Origin of the sequence: Methanolacinia petrolearia DSM 11571, assembly GCF_000147875.1 — an archaeon.
GTDB lineage: Archaea > Halobacteriota > Methanomicrobia > Methanomicrobiales > Methanomicrobiaceae > Methanolacinia > Methanolacinia petrolearia.
This window is the reverse complement of the sequence record NC_014507.1, coordinates 1913480-1932992: the sequence shown is the minus strand read 5'-3', so window position 1 is coordinate 1932992 and position 19513 is coordinate 1913480. Positions and strand designations below refer to the sequence as shown.

Below are 19513 nucleotides of genomic sequence, written 5' to 3'. Positions count from 1 at the left end.
TTTTAATAATTTTTTAATTTAAATACTTGGACATGGTGTATAACTTTTGTCCGAACTGTGGAGATGAACCGGAATTTAAGGGGGCAGAGATCTACACAAACTGCGGATTTAATGAACCTTCCGGATCTGAAAAGAAGATATATGCTGGTTTTTGGATTCGTTTTGTGGCATATGTCATTGATACGATAATTATTGGAGCCGTTTGTCTTGTCGTGGTGTTTCTTGCTTTTATGTTGATGGGTTCGGATGCCTGGATCGAGGCTTTGGCATATATCTTTTGCATATTTTTTCCATGGTTTTATTTTGCTACCGGGAGAGTTCATCGAAACAGGCGACAATCGGAAAACGGGCATTCGGTCTTGTAGTGACCGATCCCGAGTACCAGAGGATCTCTTTTGGCAGAGCAACTGTCCGGTGGATTGCCAAAATAATCTCTGCACTTATATTGTACATCGGATTCATTATGATCGGTTTTACCAGGCGCAAACAAGGCCTTCATGATATGGTTGCAGGTACATATGTCTGCGACAAAAGCTGGCTTTAAATGCTTTTTCAATTATAAGATTTCGAATAATCAAAATATTTACAAAAAGCCGAAAAACATGATTTGTTATTGATCCGGTTACAGACATCCTAAAAAAACCTGTCACCGGAATCGGTTCATGTGCTACGACCACGAGTATTTATGTTTGATAAAAAAAGGAAATTTAATTCTCTTTTTTATGCACTGTCGTAGATCAGGCAGATATATCTTGCCATAAATACGGTGAATGCGGGCGACAGAATGATGAGCAATATTATGCCGTAGGGAATCATCATCAGAATCATAGCAATTATTCCGATAATAATCTCCACAACAAGCAGCTTAATGAAAAGATTAATCCAGCCGATGCTCTTGATCTTTGCAACAATTTCACTGAAATTGAATGCCTCTCCAAACTTTTCTTCTCTAGCAAACCTGACAACAGCAATCACGGCAATAAGGGTGAGAATGATTGCAACGATCACGGTTATCAAAAATCCGATTCCGCCTACCGCAATGGCTCCTGTAACATTACCTGAGAACGCCATCATTAAAGACGGAAGGATGAAGATGAATGCAAGAATCCAGACAGGAATCATGTAGATAAAGTTGATAATGAAATACAAAATTCCGTCAATAAGGGTCTTCACCCAGTTCCCTGGTTCGGGTGCAGGTTTTTTACCACGCATTACTTCCAGTGAATATCCCATAATCAGCGGGAATATGATACTGCATATGATCAGGATAATCCACCTGACCCATTTTCCGATAAATGTCTCTTTTGTATACTCAAAAGAGTCTCCAAGCATATCTCCTATACCCAAATTTTACACCTCCTATAGAGATAATAGAATAGAAAACTCATAAATATAAAAAGCAATCGGTTTTCTAGGGGAAAAAAGTCCTGCAGGTTACAGATTTCTTTAATCTCTTAAAGTAAAACCGTTTAATTCACATGAACCCTTGCACCCTTCCTCGTCTGTTTCTATAACCCTGTAGGCATCAGCAAGAACGGATGCCTGTGCAAGAGATCCCGCAAGGAGTACAGCTTCCAGAATTTCATCTTTAGTTGCTCCTTTTGCTTTTGCTGCCCGCATATGATACTCTGTACAGTGAGGGCAGTTGAGTGCAGCGCCTACGGCAAGGCATATCAGTTCAACGGTCTTGGGTTCAAGGGTGCTGGTCTCGGTAACTGCGCATTTATATAGAAGGTGAGAGATAAGGACTTCCGGCTTCTTGGCCATCTTTTCATATATAAGGGGTATCTCGCCGGTTTCTCTTTCAACTCTTTGAAGAAGTTCTTTTGCGGATTTTTCTTTCCCTGTCTCTGAAATCTTTTTCAGTGCATTCTCAAAGTCCACTTCTTTCACCTTCGTCTCCCAATACTACTTGTGTTTATGCAAAGTTATTTGTGTTCACACTATTATTTTTGTATCGGAAAAAGGTTTAATCCGAATCCATATGTAATTGCGCATTCTTGAAGGCAGGAGATCTGCAACATCTTTAACTTTAATTCCGTTTTCGATCTCGATATCTCCGATCATTCCTGAAAAGTTGTCATACGGGATCTTTACTCTTAATCCGGCGATCTGCACTGTCACCGGAGTAGGGTGGGTTGAAGTTTCGCTTAGTCCGAGCTCATCGTCGATTGCTGCCATCAGCCTCGCAGGCGAGATTGACAACGGATCTTTTGCTATCTCCTCTCTTCTTTTTTCAAGAACACCTGAAACTTCATCGACGAGCCTGTCAAGGAATTCGATCTCGCCTTCCTGCTTCTGCATCCTGTGGCCGATCCTTCCTATACCACCTACATATCCTTCTACAGGGGGATCTGCAAGTTTCTTCAGTTTCTTAGTATCCGGTCCGCCTGTAAGAATTATCGGAACCCGGATTCCTCTTCTGAGTGCAGGAAGTTTATATTTGATGCAGGATTCAAAATTTCCAAGCAAAAATACCGCACAGTCATGCTCGTTGATGACATCCCTCTCTTCTATATTCAGGTTGGCGATTCTCTTGCCGAATCCACGTGCAAGACCGATCATATTCGTCTTGGCACCCGCCCTCCTCAGGTATTCCGCGGCGTCGCATGAAGTATGCGGGAGATGGTGGATTTCAAGACTTGGAGTTACGACTGCAATCTCTGTTCCCACAAGGGGCGCTTCGATTACTTCTCCTCCGAGGGGGCGTCCTGTCTTTCTTATCAGCTCTATGTCTTCCCTGGGAACAAGGGACTGGAGTATAACCTCCTGAGCAATCATGTGCTTCTGGACTACATAGCCGCCGAGATCATCGATTAGGTCAATGATGATGTCATGCCTGAATACCCCGCCTTTGTATGTGATCGGGACCAGAACCATTTATTTTCCCTCCTTCATAATTTTGATCTTATCGGAGATGATCTGATCAGCCATATCCTCCGGAATCGTGTTTTCGCTGGCGATGTAATAGAAGATCGATTTGTCAAGCCCTTCCTTCCTGATCCTGAATCCTTCGGGTGCAATCCACTGCATGGCGTATATTATATCCTTATAGATATTCTCTCTCTGGTCGAGGACTACGATATTCTCGATCTCTTCGATAGTTTTGCTTTCGGGACTGAGAGTGATCGTAAATCTGTCCGGCTGGTCTACGTTCTCTCTTCCGTATTTGCTCCATAATTTCGAGAGAAAATTGGAGAGATGCGTTTCGTCGCCGATGTCGATTACAATCTTTCCTTCTTTCTCCATTATGTTCGTAAAGTCTCCTGCCTTTATTAGTCCGGGCATCTTACGGATTTGGCCGACAGCAAGGAAAAGCGGAAATTCAGGGTCGATATAGATATGAAGCCTTGAAATGATCGAGAGGAGATTTAGATCCTTCAGTATATCCGATGCGATCTCAAGGTAGGCATTGCCACCTTTATCTTCGCTGCATTCCACTTCAAAGTAGTCAAGAGTCATAATTAACCTTCTTTTAAGAACCCTGATGAAAGAAGGGCCGATCCCACCGATCCGATATACTGTGAATACGGAGGAACGATTATTTCCGTCTGCAAAAGCCTCCCCATCTCCTTTACAAGACCTTCAATAAGGGAGGTTCCGCCCACCATTATGACTGGTTCCTTGATATCGACCTCCTGGAGCTGCTGCTCGAATACCTGTTCGGCGACGCTGTGACATGCAGCTGCGGCGACATCCTCTTTCGTATGTCCTTCGGCAAGGGCGTTTACGAGACTCTGTGTACCGAATACGATGCAGTAGCTGTTCATCGGAACATTCCTCGACATTCCGGCGACTGCAAGGGGGCCGAGTTCGGTTATGTCCACACCGAGCCTTTTCGCGGTCATCTCAAGGAACCTGCCTGAAGCACCCGCACAGATTCCTCCCATTGTAAAGGTTCCCGGTATCCCATCCTGCACGGATATCGCCTTGTTGTCCATCCCGCCTATATCGATGACCGTAGCTTCTCCATGCTGGCGGTCTGCGAGGTACACTGCACCCTTCGAGTTTACGGTCAGCTCCTCCTGGATCAGGTCTGCCTTCATCTTATGCCCGATCAGGTACCTGCCGTATCCCGTAGTGCCTATCGCTTCGATGTCCTTCATCTTCAGGCCGGCCTCCTCAAGTGCGGTCTTTACGACACTCTCGGCGCTCTTCATGACTTCTGTGGTTGGTGTCCATCCCGTGCCGACGATCTCGTTGTCTTTCATGACGACGGCCTTTGTTGTTGACGAACCTGAATCCACCCCGAGGGTGATTCCGACCTGTTTTTCTCTTGCAAGGAGCGCTCTTCTTCTAGCGATTGTCGTAAGAGCCTCCATTCTCGTAAGGAGAGTTCCTGCCGTCGTCCTCTCTGTAAAGGAGTAGCTGACTACAGGAAGCGAGGAGTTGTTGTGAATATATCTGCGAAGTTCGTTTCTGACTATTGCCGCTTCGGAACAACGGAAACATGTCGCGATGAATACTGCATCCGCATCTACTGCACCATCGACAAGCGCCTTTGCCCTTGCAATTGCGAGTTTGAGATCGCCGGACCTGGCATCAAGGCCGAATTCATCGTATGCTTTTTTTATATCCTTCAGTGTTACGTCCGGGAAGAACATCTCCGCATTGACCATCGAAGCAGCCTCGTAGATCTCTTTCTGGACTCCGCTGTGTTCGGGTCCGCATGAAAGCTGTGCCACTCTTACAGGTTGTTCAGTCATTTTTTGCCATCTCCCTTCTTTTTAGGGATATTTTCCAGAAATTCTTTGATTGCCGTAACGAAGGCAAGTCCTTCATCTTCATTAGAGGGGTACCTTATATCCAGGACAGGAATGTCCTTTCTTTGCCTGACAAGGAATTTTACAAGTTCATTCGTCCTTGCGCATCCCATGCAGCCGAAGGCAAGATCCGCCTCGCTGATTATTATTGCAGCCTCGGCCTCTTCGATGAGCGGCCCGAGGAGTGCCATTCTCCCCCTGACCCCCGACGGGACCTCGACTGCAGCGTATTTGAGGCCCTTTTTCGGGTCTTCCGGGGTCATCTGGAGAGGAGGTGAATCCAGTCCGGGTGTCTGTACTCGTTCTCTTATCGGAATTGCCGCACCAAGTGCTTCATGGCCGAATCTTTCGACCATATCCGAAAGGATCAGGCTTGTCGAGGGGTATATGAATATCTTTGCCATTGCTGTCACGCTCCTTCCGATTTAATAATTTCAACCAGTTTTTTTGCAGGCAGGGTCTCTTCTTTATGCTTGATCTGCTCGGTCATCTTTTTGTCAGCTTTTTTGCCGTTGTATAATCCTTCAAGGCCTTTTGAAACATATCTCACCAGCCCCATCTCAAATTCGTGGCCGTAGTACCCCGGTCTTGCCCCGCCTAGATTCGCCCTGCACCGCCTTGGATCTCCGGGTGGAAATCCCCTGTCTTTGGTAAAAATATGAGCAGGGTCCATCTTGCGGAGCTCGTTGGTTATGGTTTTTACTTCAGAAGGACTCCCTGTTATCTGGAGGCCGAAACAGGTCTCCTTTACAAGAACTCCATGAGAGATCTCATACGCCCTTATGGCAAGCTGCTGGGGAGTGATGTTAGGGGACTCGACGAATACATATCTTGTAAGCGATCCCTGGTACAAAGTCTTGTTCTGGTTGAGAATATTCATCCGGATTCCTCCTTGAAATAGATCGTTTCATTTTCCTTTAGCGAATCCAGTTTTTCGGGGTCGAGAACGGTTCCGAGAATATTTGTCCCTTCAAACGGCTCGGAAGTGGGCCCGAACTCCCTGTTCGGGTTTCTCCTGATTCCTATCAGGCCTTTACCCTTTCTCGAATCGTTCGTAATGGCAAGCGAATTTGCGGGAACTTCATCTTTGGGAAGGTTTTCAAGATTGATTGTAATCTTCTGCGGTATTTTGGGCTTGAAGAGGGCTACATCGTCATATTTGAAGATCAGGGGAAGGCTGCCTATATTATACCACCGGAGTCCGGTCAGTTCCCTGAATATCCTGCACGTACGCGGAGCTTTTTCATCTTCCAGCCTTATGTTTATAACATGCCCTTCGGACACTGTTCTGACTGAAACCTTCCCCTCCGATAGAATTCCCATTGTTGTCGGGGGAGTTTGTTCAACGACAATCCTGTCGGGGCTGTCGTCGTCGTAGTCGATCAAAATTTCTCTCTTTTTTGCTGCAGTGATTGCGTCTTTTATTCTCATTCCCCTTAGATCGATCTGCGGGGGTGTCACTACCACATGAAGTCGATCTCCTTCCGACGCAAGTTTTGCAAGCTCCAGTCCGTGCTCTATTCTTCCCGTTGTCGTATGGGAGGGGCTGCTCGGGAGATCTTTGAGATAGATATATACGCTGCCGGCCTTTCTCCCGGATGTTCGTACCGTTACATTCCCTTTAAGGCGGGGATTTTTTATCTCATACGGCACGATACTGTCTTTCAGCCTTTCGTCAGAGATGAATGTGCTTGACTTGAGATTAACTTCAAATTTTTCTTTCGAGAGTGCATGAAGCATGTGTTCAACACTTGCCGAACCTGTCGGGTCGATCGCATCTTCATTGAAGCCGGTTGCAGAAATTTCCAGGCGGGATACTACCTCCATTCCGTCCTCAAGAGGTAGCGACCTGTCTTTTGTAGTAAAGGAATTTCCCGTCTCTATTCTGCTGATTATTCTTTCGGAATCCGTAATCAGGCTGCCTTTCTTCCATCTGCCGAGAACACCCAACCCGCTTACGACTTTTCCCACGATTCCTCCGGATTTATCAGAACCGTGATCGGCAATGTGGTCCGCTCTTGAAAAGATAAGATATGAATTACCGGGATCATAACCTCCGCATCCGAGGATCAGGTCGCCTTTCGAATACCTGTGTGCATTTTTATCTGGCCTGATTTTACTTGAGAACGGCCCGAAAGATGCAGAATAGCGGTCGTCCCATTTAATCTTCATTGGGAGCAGTTCTTTTTTTTCGAATAAGGATATAAGGAGTTCCCTTACGGCAGTGGGGGCTCGTTTGTCTTCAAGCTCGATCGTCACTTCCCCTTCATCGGTAACGATCCTGAAACTGCCTGTCGTCACCTCCGAAGATTCCGAAGGTTTAATGATTGCAACTGAAAAATTCGGGGACAATTGGGGGACCAGATCCTTAAGAAGAGATCCGTCCTTCATCTCCATCCTCTTTCCGTCGAGGATGATATTTATCAATGAGATCACCTCAGGCGCTGGAATTTGCCATTATCTCTTTTTCTTCCTGTGTCAGGTATTCGAGGACTTCATTCGTCGGTCCGATCTTGACAATCTTTCCGTGGCGCATAAGGGCTGCCCTGTCGCAGATGTCACGCACAAAATCCATGTCATGCGATACTACGATGAACGTCTCGTCGATCTCCTCTCTTGCATGCATGATGGAGTGTTTAACGTCAATTTTTGTAATCGGATCCATGGTTCCTGTTGGTTCGTCGAGAAGAACGATCCTGGGTTCCCTTATCAGGACCTGCGCGAGGGCTACCCTGTGTTTTTCACCTTCGCTTAACTGGCTGGGCATTCTGTCAAGAATCTTATGGCTTTTCTCCTCGCTGAATCCTGCCATCTTGAGTGTTATTATGGCTTTTCTCATTGCAAGCTCTTTTGGGAACTCAAGCCCGATTGAATCGGTAAGGTTGTCGAGGATGGTCCTGTGGGGGTATAGGTCGTATTCCTGGTGCAAAAGGCCAACGTATGATTTGGCACGCCCCCTGTTCTGGATTCCGGGTTTGGTCATATCGATCCACTGCTCGCCGATCCTGATGTTCATCTCCCCGCTCGTAGGCTCGATAATTCCGGATATGATCCTTGAAAGAGTTGTCTTCCCCGCACCGCTTGTACCTATGATCCCGAATATCTCTCTCTCTGCGACATTGAAGGAAACTCCGTCAACAGCCTTTATCATTCCCCTGTCAACCGTGATGTATCTCTTGACGACATCTCTTGCCTGGAGAATGCTCTCGCCGAGAATCCCTTTTTCAAATGTTTCAGTGTCTGTTGCATCTTTTAGGAAGGTCTTGACGATCTTCTTTGGATCTCCGATATCTTTGATTGCGCCATCTTCCAGGAGAATTGCCTTGTGGCAGATATCCTCGATGATCTGCGAAAAATGCGAGGAGACAACCATTGCCATGTCGTTGTTTGCCGATGCCTCCGAGAGCATCTCGTGCACGATATCGGCAGTTCTCGGGTCGAGCGTTCCTGTAGGCTCATCGGCGCATAACATGAAGGGCTCCTTTGCAAGCTGCCTTGCGAGAACAACCCTTTGTTTTTCACCTCCGGAAAGGTCTCTTGCTATATGCATCATCCTGTGCGAGAGCCTGACTTCGTCAAGAAGGTCCGCCGCTCTTGAAACCTGCTGTTCTCCCGGGTATCCGATGTCGCTTAAGGCATGCATTACGTTTTCAATTACCCTGTCGTCTCCGTAGAGGGCGAATGTGCGCTGGAACATGATCGCGGTTCTTCTCATTATCCTGCGCTTCATTCTTTCATTTTCGGGCGCCCAGAAATCGACGTCCTCGGGCTTCAGGCTGCCCCCGCATTTGGGGCATTTCGCGCCGGCTTTGCTTGGGGGCTCGACATTCTGGCATTTTTCACAGGCGGCTATATGAAAGATTATCGATCCTGATGTGGGGGGTGTATCCACACCTCTCATAAGATGCATCAAAACCGTTTTTCCCGCTCCGCTTCTACCGATTATCCCCAGAATTTCGCCTTCTTCCATTTCAAAATTAATATTCTTCAGGACAGGGTTCCCGTCGAATTCCTTGGATAAATCCTTTACAGTTATTAATGGAGCCATAGGACAAGACCTCTTATTAAATACTACTGTAGCTTTTTTATCTTATTATTATTCTTTTTTGGAATTAAATTGTAACAAAGGATATATTTTTAAGCAGAATTCATTTAATTGCCATTGAAGAGGAGTTAAGGGAAAAAGAACAGAATCAGGAGTTGTACTTCTTTGCGATCTCAAATACTTCCGAAACATCTTTGATGATATAATCTGCTGCATCCTCAAGGACTTTCGGTTTCTTATCGTATTGCTCTTCGGTCAGAATCGCGATGTCGGCCTTTTTCATCGCCGTCAGATCGTTGATGCCGTCGCCGACCATTATTACTTTGTCATATTGTTCCTTCAGGCCTGAAACAATCTGCGCTTTCATGGCGGGGGTGGCCACTCCGAATACATTCCCGTGGGGAATGCCGAGATAATCGGCCATTTTTATTAGTTTATCTGTCCTGTCTCCGGATGCAACATATGATGCAATATTATTCTCGTGAAGAAGACGTATTGTATCTTTTGCATTGGGGAAAGGTCTCCCCCCGGAGGTAATGGCAAATTCGATTGAATTAATGTTTTTATTTACTATTACGCCGTTGTTGAGGGCCACTACAGGCATTTTTTTGCAGCAGCTCCAGACCTTCCGGATACAGGTCTGGAGATCTTCGCAGGTCGCTTTTTTGTCCCCGTATAGCAATTCGGAGATCTCTTCGGTGGTCGTAACGATGCTCGAGCATGCGACACCGAAAGAGACCTCTTTTTGTGTGAGGTATTCGGAGAGGAGCATTTCAGGTTTTGCTTCGATGAACTCCTTTGAATTGACATACAGAAGAATGAGAGACCTTCCTTTTTCAGAACATGTCAGGGTTGTGGTCTCAACTCCTTCAACGATTCTGTCTTTTGGGATATCCTTTGCAACTCTCAGCGTATACAGCAGGGTGCCTGCGCTGTCGAAAACCACTGCAAGACTCATGTTAATTCTCTATTAGTATATCAGAATGTAAACCTTTCAATATTGTCTCTTTGACAAAGTTTTTTAATATGATATTATAGATGGTAGTGCATTATGCAGGATGTTATTGCAGTTTATTATTTTATACCCGATGAAAATACCACTCCTGAATTTGCCGCCCAGGCCATATCCGATGAAGAGACGACAGGTACATGGACAGATCTCACCACAAGGGCCGATTATGTAAGAAGGCTTGACGGGCACGTGGAATCGCTTGAAAGCTACAGGGACGGTTATCTCACAAAAATAAGATATCCGGGAGAGATATTTGAAAAGGGGAATATTCCCCAGTACCTCTCAGTTGTTGCCGGAAATCTTTTCGGTCTTGGCAGACTTTGTTCCGTTCGCCTTCTTGATGTTGAGTTCCCTGAGCAGCTTTGTAACTTTTCAGGACCTGTTTTCGGAATGGAAGGAGTCCGAAAGCTCATAGGAACTGAAAAATCACGAAGGCCTCATGTCGGAACGATAATAAAGCCCAAGGTGGGCCTGAACCCGAAGGATACTGCACATGTGGCATATGAAGCCGCTGTCGGCGGAGTAGACTTCATCAAGGACGATGAAACCCTGACAGATCAGGAGTTCTGCCCGATGAAAGATCGTGTGGAGGAGGTAATGGCAAGGCTTGACGATGCCATGAGCGAGACAGGAAGAAAGATCCTTTATGCAGTTAATGTCTCGGACAGGGCGGACAGGATCGTAGAACGTGCCGAACAGGCGCTTGAGTGTGGTGCAAACACCCTTATGATAGATGTCATCACATGTGGCTTTTCTGCAGTCCAGGCTCTTTCCGAATTAAACACGGGAAATGTTCCCCTGCATATCCACAGGACGATGCACGCTGCGATGACGAGAAACCCGGAGCACGGCATTGCAATGCGTCCTATTGCAAAACTCGTGCGAATGGCCGGAGGAGATCAGCTCCATACAGGAACTGTGAGCGGAAAGATGGGTCATGATCCCTCGGAGATCCTTGGAGACAACAAAATGCTGACCGGCTCCATGTTTGGGTTCAGACCTGTGTTCCCCGTATCCAGCGGTGGTCTGCACCCGGGGAAGGTTCGTGCCGAACTTGAAACTCTCGGGACGGATATAGTACTGCAGGCGGGGGGGGGTATCCACGGACACCCGGATGGCACGAGATCAGGGGCCGCTGCTATGCGCCAGGCAGTCGATGCATACATGGAAGGATGCCTTCCTGAGGACTATGCAAAGGATCACATTGAGCTGCGGAGGGCTTTGGAAAAATGGGGTTCAAAATAAATTTATTTCCATTTTAATCGCGCCAATTTCAATATATTGGACTTTATTTGGCCAAATATTGATTCTGTGGGTTTAAAACATCCGGATTTAAAAAAGGGCGGTTTTATGTTGCTTGCAAAAGGTTTATCCGTTTATACGCAGTTTAAATATTTGGCTAATTAGTGCTGTTCGGAGGGATGAAAAACCGGATGGTTAAGAATGTTGAAGCTCAGAAAGCAAGGGATGCATTCTCCGAGGAGAATGCTTGGGGTCTCGCCACAAACGTAGACCTGTACGGATGCAACCCGGATACAATAAGGGACGCAGGAAAAATAAAGCAGTTCGTTGTCGAACTTTGCGATCTTATCGATATGAAGAGATTCGGTGAGACTGAAGTTGTGCACTTCGGTCCGAATGACAAGGTTGCAGGTTATTCGATGACACAGCTGATCGAAACATCGCTGATATCAGGTCATTTCGCAAATTCGACGAATGCTGCATATATCGATGTCTTCAGCTGCAAGGAATATAATCCCGAAGACGTCGTAGAGTACGCGAAGAAATTCTTCGGCGCGAAGTCAGCAAAAAGTAATGTTGTTCTAAGGGAGTAATCTCCAATATCTATTTTTATCAGAGGCCCTAAAAAAGTTAATAACAGCTTTATGTCATATGATATGAAGTAATTTTAACAGGGTCGTTTATGCCGGATAATACTGAAGATAACGAATCAGAAGCCTTTGTAATCCCATTCGTCAAGATCCAGGGAAATGGGAACGATTTCATTCTAATCGACGAGACTGACGGGGAGGTAATTCCCGATCCTATGAAGGCCGAGTTTGCAGCTCTTTATTGTGACAGGCGGTTTGGGATCGGCGCCGACGGCGTCCTGTTTCTCTCGAAGTCGGATAAGGCGAATATCAGGATGAGGATAATGCAGCCTGACAAGAGCGAGGCCGAGATGTGCGGAAACGGTATCCGCTGTCTGGTAAAGTACGCGTATGACAACGATTACATTACGGAAACCTGCGTAGTCGAAACTCTTGCGGGAAACCTGCCCGTGGAACTCGGCTATAACGAGAATAATGAATTCATCGCGAAGATAGATATGGGAAAGGTGCTCTATGAGTGCAGCGAAATCCCGGCGAAGGGAGGGGGAGAATATCTCAGGAAGATCAACGGCTATGATGTTTATGCGGTGAATACCGGTGTCCCCCATGCAGTCATCTTCGTTGATTCGGTTGAAAAACTGTCGATCGAAGAGATTGCTCCTTCAATCAGGTATCATGAATCGTTCCCCAATGGTGCGAATGTCAATTTCGTGGAGATAACAGGGAAGGACGAGATATCGATCCGCACATATGAAAGAGGCGTTGAATCGGAGACATTGAGCTGCGGTACAGGCTCGACTGCAAGTGCAGCCGTAGCATATAAATTAGGAAAAACCGGCAGCAGGGTAAAGGTGAATACTGTCGGCGGGCCTCTTGTAATATACCTGGAAGAGGATGTTGCCTTTATGGAAGGTCCGGCGGCGACTGTTTTTACAGGCCGGATATGGGCCTGATTCCCTTTTCTTCAATAATAAAATCCAGAAAATCTCCTTCTTTTTTAGACCTGTGCTTTTCAAGAAAAGCTGTCCTTGATCCGTTCTTTTTTTCAAGTCTTATTATTACCTTTGAGATATGCCTCAGAGATGTTCCCCCCAGGCCGGAGACTGCATTCTGGTCAATATCCATAAACACCTGATTTGATACAAGGACGGGAATGTCGTACCTGCGTGCAAAGCCGAGCAGCCTGATCATCTGGCTGCCCAGTTTTCTCTGGCTCTCGCCGGATCGCCCTCCCTCAACCCTGTATAACGCAGTAGCCGAATCAAGTACTATCAGGCCGATATCGGTTTCAGTCTTCAGTAATTTGTCGCATTCCCCGATCATTAGTCCCTGCAGGTCGAAATCGACCGGTTCGAAGATTATAAGATCTTCTGCAAGAGTTTGGTTATCTTCGCCTGCAATCTGCCTGAATCTTTCAACTGAAAATCCTTCGGTATCGATGTATATGACTTTTTTTCCGGCTTTGAGTTGTTCTATTGCAGTCATCAGGCATATTGTGCTTTTTCCGCTTGCGGGCTCACCATATACCTGCGTGATCATTTTTTTTTCAAGGCCTCCCCCGATAAGATCGTCGAATTCGGGTGATCCTGTATTTATCTTGTCTTCCTGCATAGAACATCCGGGATTATTCTATATCTTTCAATGCCTTGTCTTCCGCATATCGTGCTATCGTCTTCAGGGGGAGTTTACAGGATGCGGATGCCTTTTTTAAATCCTCGTATTCGGCCTTGACTGTGACCGGCGTTCCATTGATGTAACCCACTTTTACTCTTATATTGTACGTGGAATTTTCATAGGGAAAAGAGACCTCTACGATCTCCCTTTCCAATATCGATCTGTGGATATTCTGCATGTGCCTGATACCAAGCGTCCCCAGTTCTTCCGAGAGTATTTCAATAAACCTGTGGGTATCATGGCTTTTGCTTATCACCTTCATCAGGTATCCCGGCCTGCCTTTCTTCATTATTACAGGGATTGCACATGCATCGGATGCTCCTGCTTCCAGAAGTCTCTGTATAACATGCGAGATGAGTTCCCCGGTCGCATCGTCGACATTTGTCTCCAGGATCTCTATCACGTCATGGTTGAGAACTTCGGATTCAACTATAAATGTCCTTAATACGTTCGGCGTGTCTTCCGGGTCTCTTTTTCCCGCCCCGTATCCTATGGCTTTTACAGGGCCTGTGATGTCAGGACTCTCCTTTGATCTGAATTCGGCCAGGAGGGCGGCCCCGGTGGGAGTACACAATTCGGATTCGTCATCAGTGATTTTTACGGGAATATTTCCGTTTTTTAATATTGCAAGTGTTGCAGGAGCGGGATTAGGGTAACTGCCGTGGGCGGATTTGATATAGCCCCTCCCCGTTGCAACGGGCAGGACTGCTGTGGCATCGATATTAAGTGAGCAAAAAGCGGTGCATGCACCGAGGACATCGGCAATTGCATCATCCGCACCCACTTCGTGGAAATGAGGATTTTCCCCGTGGATCTCTCCCTCTCCTGCCGCCAGTCTTTTGAACACCCGTTTGGCCATCTCTATTGCATTTTTCGGTGCATCGGCCTTTTCAACGATCTCCAGAACCTCTTCCAGGGTTCTGTGTGAATGACCCGAGTTGGTCTGAATTCCTATTGCAGATATGCCGCACCTTTTTACCCTGTCGATCCCTGGCGGCGCAACAACCGAGGACATCACCTTTATTACACTCTCTTTGTCTGCGCCGAGGTCAAGGAGCGAACCGGTGATCATATCGCCTGCCGCTCCGTGAAAGGGATCAAATACAAGGATACGCATATGTAACATGTACTTATACGTAATTACATAATATCTTGTGTTAAGGTGAGTTTATGATAAATCTGAAAGTCGACAGCGCTTATCCTGAGGATCAGGGAACCGGACGTGCCAGGCTCGATCCCGAAACAATGCTCCAGCTTCACCTTTCTCCAGGGGATCTAATATATATAAATGGAAAAAGGCGGACTGTTGCAAAAGTATGGCGCCAGATGGTCAATGACTGGAATAAGAATAAGATCAGAATAGATAGTTTCATCCGGGCAAATGCAGGCATCAGCATTGGTGAAAAGGTGGAGATCGATGCTGTTGAAAATGTAGTGGCGGCAAAGAGGGTCGTTCTTGCACCACCCGAGGATCTTCCAAAACAACTTCCGATAAATTACAATAATGCTGTGACCAAGCTTATCGATTTCCCGGTATGCAAGGGGGATCGTGTACCTGTTCTTGCCGGCCTGCCTTTTATGCAGCCCCAAACCGTTGCTTTCAAGGTAGTAAGTATCGAACCCGAAGAGTCTGTGATTATTTCTAAGGAGACAGATGTCGAATTTTCAGACAAGCCTGCCGAGGGATTTGAAGGCATCAAACTGATATCATACGAGGATATCGGCGGTCTCAAAGGGGAACTTCAGGATGTAAGGGAGACGATCGAGCTTCCTATGAGGCATCCGGAACTGTTCAGGAAGCTCGGGATCGATCCGCCGAAAGGTGTCCTCCTGTACGGCCCTCCCGGAACCGGGAAGACTCTCATAGCAAAGGCTGTAGCCAACGAGAGCGGTGCACATTTTATCTCAATAGCGGGCCCTGAAGTCATATCCAAATATTACGGCGAAAGCGAGCAGAGGCTCAGGGAGATTTTCGACGAGGCCGAGGATAATGCCCCTTCGATAATTTTTATCGACGAACTTGATTCGATAGCTCCCCGGCGTGAGGATGTAACCGGAGAGGTCGAGAGAAGAGTTGTTGCGCAGCTCCTGACCATGATGGACGGCCTTGAGGAGAGAGGACAGGTCGTCGTAATCGGAGCTACGAACCGTCTTGATGCAATAGATCCCGCTCTGAGAAGACCCGGCAGGTTCGACAGGGAGATCGAGATCGGACCGCCCGATGAATCCGACCGCCTTGAAATTCTGAGAATTCATGTACGCGGGATGCCGACGGAAGGGGAGAAGAGGATAATCGAGGTCAGGAAGAAGATCGATGAGAGTTCGGGCCTTGAGAAGGATGAGCTTGAAGAGGAACTCAAGAGCCTTGAGAGTGAAATGTCCCGCAGCAGGGAGAACCTGCTGAAGGAATTTTCTTCGCTTACTACCGGATTCGTGGGCGCCGATCTTGCAGCACTTGCCAGGGAGGCAGCGTTGCGCGCCCTGAGGAGATACCTGCCCGATATCGACCTTGAGATAGAGGAGATCTCGCAGGAGATCCTCGAATCGATGGAGATCAGGGTGGAGGATTTCCATAACGCCTTAAAGGATATCAATCCCAGTGCGATGCGCGAGGTGTTCCTTGAGGTTTCCCATGTTCACTGGAATGATGTAGGGGGTCTCCAGAAGGAGAAGGAAGAGGTGCGCGAGGCTGTCGAGTACCCACTCACGAAGCCCGGCCGCTTTGAAGACCTCGGCATTGAGCCGCCGAGAGGAGTCCTCCTGTACGGACCGCCCGGAACGGGAAAGACCCTCATAGCCAAAGCCGTTGCAAATGAGAGCGGTGCGAATTTCATCCCTGTAAGAGGTCCGCAACTGTTGTCAAAATGGGTGGGTGAAAGCGAGAGGGCCGTGCGTGAAATTTTCAGGAAGGCAAGGCAGGTCTCACCGTCCATCATCTTCTTTGACGAACTGGACTCCCTTACCCCCGTGCGCGGAAGAGGGTCCGACTCGCATGTAATGGAGAGTGTTGTAAACCAGATCCTGACAGAATTCGACGGGCTGGAGGATATGCGTGGCGTCGTCATTATGGGGGCTACAAACCGCCCGGATATGATCGATCCAGCGCTACTCCGTGCAGGAAGATTTGATCGCCTGGTGTATGTCGGGGAGCCTGACGAGGCCTCGCGGAAGAGAATCCTCCAGATCCATACCCGTTTCATGCCGATAGAGGGCTCAGCTCTCGACAAGATAATCGAATCGACTAAATCCGGCGAGGAGAGGTTCTTTGAGGAGGCATTTAAGAACCTCAGCAAAAAGAAGGATATCATGCCAAACAGGCAGATTTCGGCTGATGAATTAAAGGGATTCCTGGATGCGGAGAATCAGCAGAGCACAATTTCAATCCCGGTTTATAAAAGAAGGAAACTTATCGTCGATCTCTTAAGTAAGAATGCGTTGTATCTCAAAGATCCGGAGAGGGACGAGCTTATCGATAAGATTGCTGCGCTCAGCTCCGGGTACGTCGGCTCGGATCTTGAGCTGCTGTGCAGGGAGGCTGCGATGTTTGCGATGAGAGACGGGAAGTCATCCGTTGATGAGTCTCACTTCAAATCAGCTCTCAAAAAGGTCCATCCTATGATGAACGAGAGACTGCGCGAGCAGTACGAGAATATCCGGACGTATTTCAAGGGCGGCCTCCCACGGCAGGTCCAGCCTGTCGAATACCAGTAACCATTTTTCTCAATCCATTAATCTTTTTACATCAATGAACAAAAATATACATTGAATTTACTGAATATCTGTCGGAGGATGAATATTGCCAAATTGCACCACATTTATCGATAATAACCTAAGATTAAAGGATAAACCGGCACTCATATGCCCTTCGCAAAATACCTCCCTGACATACGGGGATCTCTTTGAAGCTGTGAACCGTTACTCGAGGATTCTGGTCTCAGGGGGAATTGAAAAAGGTGACAGGGTCTGCATATATCTCCCTTCCTCCCCGGATTACCTGATTTTTTACCTGGCAATCTGGAGAATAGGAGCTGTTGCAGTTCCTTTGAATATTGTTCTCAAACCGGCCGAAGTCAGGTATATGCTTGAAAATTCAGGTGCGAAAGCGATAATCTCCGATATAAGCGGTTCAGATTCGGTGAATGAAGCATTATCCAACGGCCCGAATGTCCGCAGTTATGTTATGGGCAGTGAGGAATGGAATGAAATGTTATCGAATGCCGAATGCCTGGTCCGTCCTGTCGACTGCGATTTCAATGATCTCTGCCAGCTTCAGTATACATCCGGAACCACGGGGAAGCAGAAGGGTGCAATGCTTTCTCACGGCAACTGGATCTCGGCAATGGATGCCGAATGTGATGTTCTTAGTTATTATGAGGATGATGTCTATCTCGGCATCTACCCGATGGCTCACGTTGGGGTTTCATGGGGTATATCCGCATTAAGGGCCGGTGCCACCTGGGTTGTAATGGAGAAATTCGAACTCGGGAAATATATCGATCTTATCGAGAGATATTCTGCAACCGTAGTTGCAGGTATGCCGCCGGTAATCCATTCGCTGCTGAAGACCCCTCCCGGAACCGAGGATCGGCTGAAGAGCGCAAGGGAGATGATCAGCGGAGGGGGGCCGCTCCACCATGCCATCTGGAAGGAGTTCTACAGCCGTTTCAAAATACCTGTAGTAAATGCATACGGCCTTTCGGAGACCATCGTTGTAGGAACAGGTACTGCAATCCGGCCTGAAGATTATCGTTATGCCGATGAATTCAGGAGCGTGGGCAAACCTGTCGGGTACAGCGAGCTGAAGATTGTCGATGTCAACGATCCCTCGACAGAGCTTGAGCACATGGAGACCGGCGAGATTGCATTGAGGGGCCCGGCTGTTGCCTGCGGATATTGGGGAATGGAAGAAGAGACGAAGTCGGTTTTTCTGCCTGACGGCTGGTTCCTGACAGGAGACATAGGCCATATCGACGAGGACGGGATGCTCTCGATCACCGACAGGAAGAAGGATATGATCGTCATGTCGGGATGGAAGATATACCCGACAGAAGTCGAAAAAGCATTGATCGAAAATCCTGCTATCGACGATATTGCTGTGTTCGGATGCAGCGACATTCACAGGGGTGAGGTTCCTGTTGCCGTAGTCGTGATAAAAGAGGGTTATGAATTCGACAGGTCTTCTATGGATGAATTTGCACGTTTGCGTCTTGCGGGATATAAGGTCCCCAGGGAATACTATGTCGTGGATTCACTACCAAGAGTCAGCGGATGGAAACTGCTCCGGCGTGAACTCGTAGAGAGATACTGCGGAAATAACTGAAGTACTTTTTATAAATATCTTTTTAATATTAAAAACACACCTTGTACTGATGTCAAACGGAATAGAGGAGATACCTGATATCAGCAAAGTAAAAAGCCTTTCAAGCGGTATTGACGGGCTTGATTTTCAGCTTGACGGGGGCATTCCCGCGGGCTCCCTGATCCTGGTAATGTGTGATCCTCTGACTGGTATCGAAAAATTGTCAAAACAGTTCTGGAAGGCAGACGACTCAGGTAAAAGTTCCTATTTCATGTTTGATTCGGCGGTTGAAGCTGGCATGGCGGACGCCGGGAAGATGAACCCCGGGGAGATTTCAGCGAATATGACAGGTAAATGGGTCGTCGTCGATTCTCTCTCTACGATGCTTTTAAAATACGGCATTGATGATATCATCGGGTTCCTTAATGAAGTATCAGGAAAGGTTAGGAAAGAGGGTGGAAATATTCTCCTTATAATGTATACCGGAATTCATTCCGCTTATGAAGAGATATTGATCAAAAGGAACTGCGACACCATCTTTACTCTTAATCTCAGCATACACGGGAACGAAATCGAGCGAAATCTCCAGGTAAATAAGATCAAAGGGCTGGATCTGCCTAAAAGAGTGTTCCCGTATAATATCCTGAATAAAGGAATCGAACTTTCGACGACCGGCAGGGTCGTGTAATATTAATTGATCTTCGTTGTTTCACGTGGGGAAATAATTTCGGGAGAGTACATATCCTGACATACTTTTGGATATTGTATCCAAAGCTTACTCAGGCAACCCCGGCACCGGCGGCCGAACCGCCGGACGGCCCCTGCCCAGGGGCCTTGCCTTAAGATACTCATCTCACGGCACGCTCAGGGAACCGGCAAGGGTCCCCT

General features: G+C 47.2%; 18 protein-coding genes and 1 pseudogene. 7 read left to right on the top strand and 12 right to left on the bottom strand.

Annotated features, from left to right (window positions below; translation table 11 throughout):
- Positions 1 to 32: 32 nt before the first annotated feature.
- A pseudogene (locus tag MPET_RS15710) lies at positions 33 to 544 on the top strand (RDD family protein).
- A gap of 176 nt (positions 545 to 720) precedes the next feature.
- Here MPET_RS15710 and MPET_RS09665 read toward each other — a convergent pair.
- From MPET_RS09665 to MPET_RS09620, 10 genes are all read right to left on the bottom strand, one after another.
- A complete protein-coding gene (locus tag MPET_RS09665; RefSeq protein WP_013329841.1) occupies positions 721 to 1347 on the bottom strand; it encodes a DUF4013 domain-containing protein in 627 nt (208 codons plus the stop codon).
- 99 nt (positions 1348 to 1446) lie between these two features.
- Positions 1447 to 1893, bottom strand: coding sequence for a carboxymuconolactone decarboxylase family protein (locus tag MPET_RS09660; protein ID WP_013329840.1), 447 nt, complete (start codon positions 1891 to 1893; stop codon positions 1447 to 1449).
- Positions 1894 to 1938: 45 nt separating this feature from the next.
- On the bottom strand, positions 1939 to 2880 hold the full coding sequence (locus tag MPET_RS09655; protein ID WP_013329839.1) for a methanogenesis marker 7 protein: 942 nt from the start codon (positions 2878 to 2880) through the stop codon (positions 1939 to 1941).
- Positions 2881 to 3462, bottom strand: coding sequence for a methanogenesis marker 17 protein (locus tag MPET_RS09650; protein ID WP_013329838.1), 582 nt, complete (start codon positions 3460 to 3462; stop codon positions 2881 to 2883).
- 2 nt (positions 3463 to 3464) lie between these two features.
- On the bottom strand, positions 3465 to 4706 hold the full coding sequence (locus MPET_RS09645; RefSeq protein WP_013329837.1) for a methanogenesis marker 15 protein: 1242 nt from the start codon (positions 4704 to 4706) through the stop codon (positions 3465 to 3467).
- Positions 4703 to 5167, bottom strand: a complete 465-nt coding sequence (locus MPET_RS09640) for a methanogenesis marker 5 protein (protein ID WP_013329836.1) — start codon at positions 5165 to 5167, stop codon at positions 4703 to 4705. The genes MPET_RS09645 and MPET_RS09640 overlap by 4 nt, the downstream gene beginning before the upstream one ends.
- Positions 5168 to 5172: 5 nt before the next feature.
- Positions 5173 to 5643: a methanogenesis marker 6 protein gene (locus tag MPET_RS09635; protein WP_013329835.1), complete on the bottom strand. Its 471-nt coding sequence runs from the start codon at positions 5641 to 5643 to the stop codon at positions 5173 to 5175.
- The gene (gene mmp3 / locus MPET_RS09630; RefSeq protein WP_394295945.1) at positions 5640 to 7199 is read right to left on the bottom strand and encodes a methyl-coenzyme M reductase-associated protein Mmp3; all 1560 of its coding nucleotides are present in this window, start codon (positions 7197 to 7199) and stop codon (positions 5640 to 5642) included. The genes MPET_RS09635 and mmp3 overlap by 4 nt, the downstream gene beginning before the upstream one ends.
- 1 nt (position 7200) lies before the next feature.
- Positions 7201 to 8811 carry a methyl coenzyme M reductase system, component A2 gene (gene atwA, locus MPET_RS09625; RefSeq protein WP_013329833.1) on the bottom strand — a complete coding sequence of 537 codons (1611 nt, stop codon included), beginning with the start codon at positions 8809 to 8811 and terminating at the stop codon, positions 7201 to 7203.
- Positions 8812 to 8956: 145 nt separating this feature from the next.
- A complete protein-coding gene (locus tag MPET_RS09620) occupies positions 8957 to 9766 on the bottom strand; it encodes an HAD family hydrolase (protein ID WP_013329832.1) in 810 nt (269 codons plus the stop codon).
- A 93-nt stretch (positions 9767 to 9859) separates the two neighbouring features.
- Between MPET_RS09620 and MPET_RS09615 the strand changes: the two genes are divergently transcribed.
- The 3 genes from MPET_RS09615 to dapF all read left to right on the top strand — a co-directional run bounded on the left by MPET_RS09615 (position 9860) and on the right by dapF (position 12605).
- Positions 9860 to 11065, top strand: coding sequence for a RuBisCO large subunit C-terminal-like domain-containing protein (locus MPET_RS09615; RefSeq protein ID WP_013329831.1), 1206 nt, complete (start codon positions 9860 to 9862; stop codon positions 11063 to 11065).
- A gap of 188 nt (positions 11066 to 11253) precedes the next feature.
- Positions 11254 to 11655: an S-adenosylmethionine decarboxylase gene (speD, locus tag MPET_RS09610; RefSeq protein ID WP_013329830.1), complete on the top strand. Its 402-nt coding sequence runs from the start codon at positions 11254 to 11256 to the stop codon at positions 11653 to 11655.
- 89 nt (positions 11656 to 11744) lie between these two features.
- Positions 11745 to 12605: a diaminopimelate epimerase gene (dapF, locus tag MPET_RS09605; protein WP_013329829.1), complete on the top strand. Its 861-nt coding sequence runs from the start codon at positions 11745 to 11747 to the stop codon at positions 12603 to 12605.
- Here the strand turns inward: dapF and radB are convergent.
- Both radB and larC read right to left on the bottom strand, forming a co-directional pair.
- On the bottom strand, positions 12583 to 13263 hold the full coding sequence (gene radB, locus MPET_RS09600) for a DNA repair and recombination protein RadB (protein ID WP_013329828.1): 681 nt from the start codon (positions 13261 to 13263) through the stop codon (positions 12583 to 12585). The two genes, dapF and radB, sit on opposite strands and share 23 nt — an antisense overlap.
- A 13-nt stretch (positions 13264 to 13276) precedes the next feature.
- Positions 13277 to 14443 carry a nickel pincer cofactor biosynthesis protein LarC gene (gene larC, locus MPET_RS09595; RefSeq protein ID WP_013329827.1) on the bottom strand — a complete coding sequence of 389 codons (1167 nt, stop codon included), beginning with the start codon at positions 14441 to 14443 and terminating at the stop codon, positions 13277 to 13279.
- A gap of 53 nt (positions 14444 to 14496) precedes the next feature.
- Here larC and MPET_RS09590 point away from each other — a divergent pair, with 53 nt between their 5' ends.
- From MPET_RS09590 to MPET_RS09580, 3 genes are all read left to right on the top strand, one after another.
- A complete protein-coding gene (locus MPET_RS09590) occupies positions 14497 to 17037 on the top strand; it encodes a CDC48 family AAA ATPase (protein WP_013329826.1) in 2541 nt (846 codons plus the stop codon).
- 85 nt (positions 17038 to 17122) lie between these two features.
- On the top strand, positions 17123 to 18646 hold the full coding sequence (locus MPET_RS09585) for a class I adenylate-forming enzyme family protein (protein ID WP_013329825.1): 1524 nt from the start codon (positions 17123 to 17125) through the stop codon (positions 18644 to 18646).
- Between the two features lie 49 nt (positions 18647 to 18695).
- Positions 18696 to 19313, top strand: a complete 618-nt coding sequence (locus MPET_RS09580) for an RAD55 family ATPase (RefSeq protein ID WP_013329824.1) — start codon at positions 18696 to 18698, stop codon at positions 19311 to 19313.
- Positions 19314 to 19513: the final 200 nt, after the last annotated feature.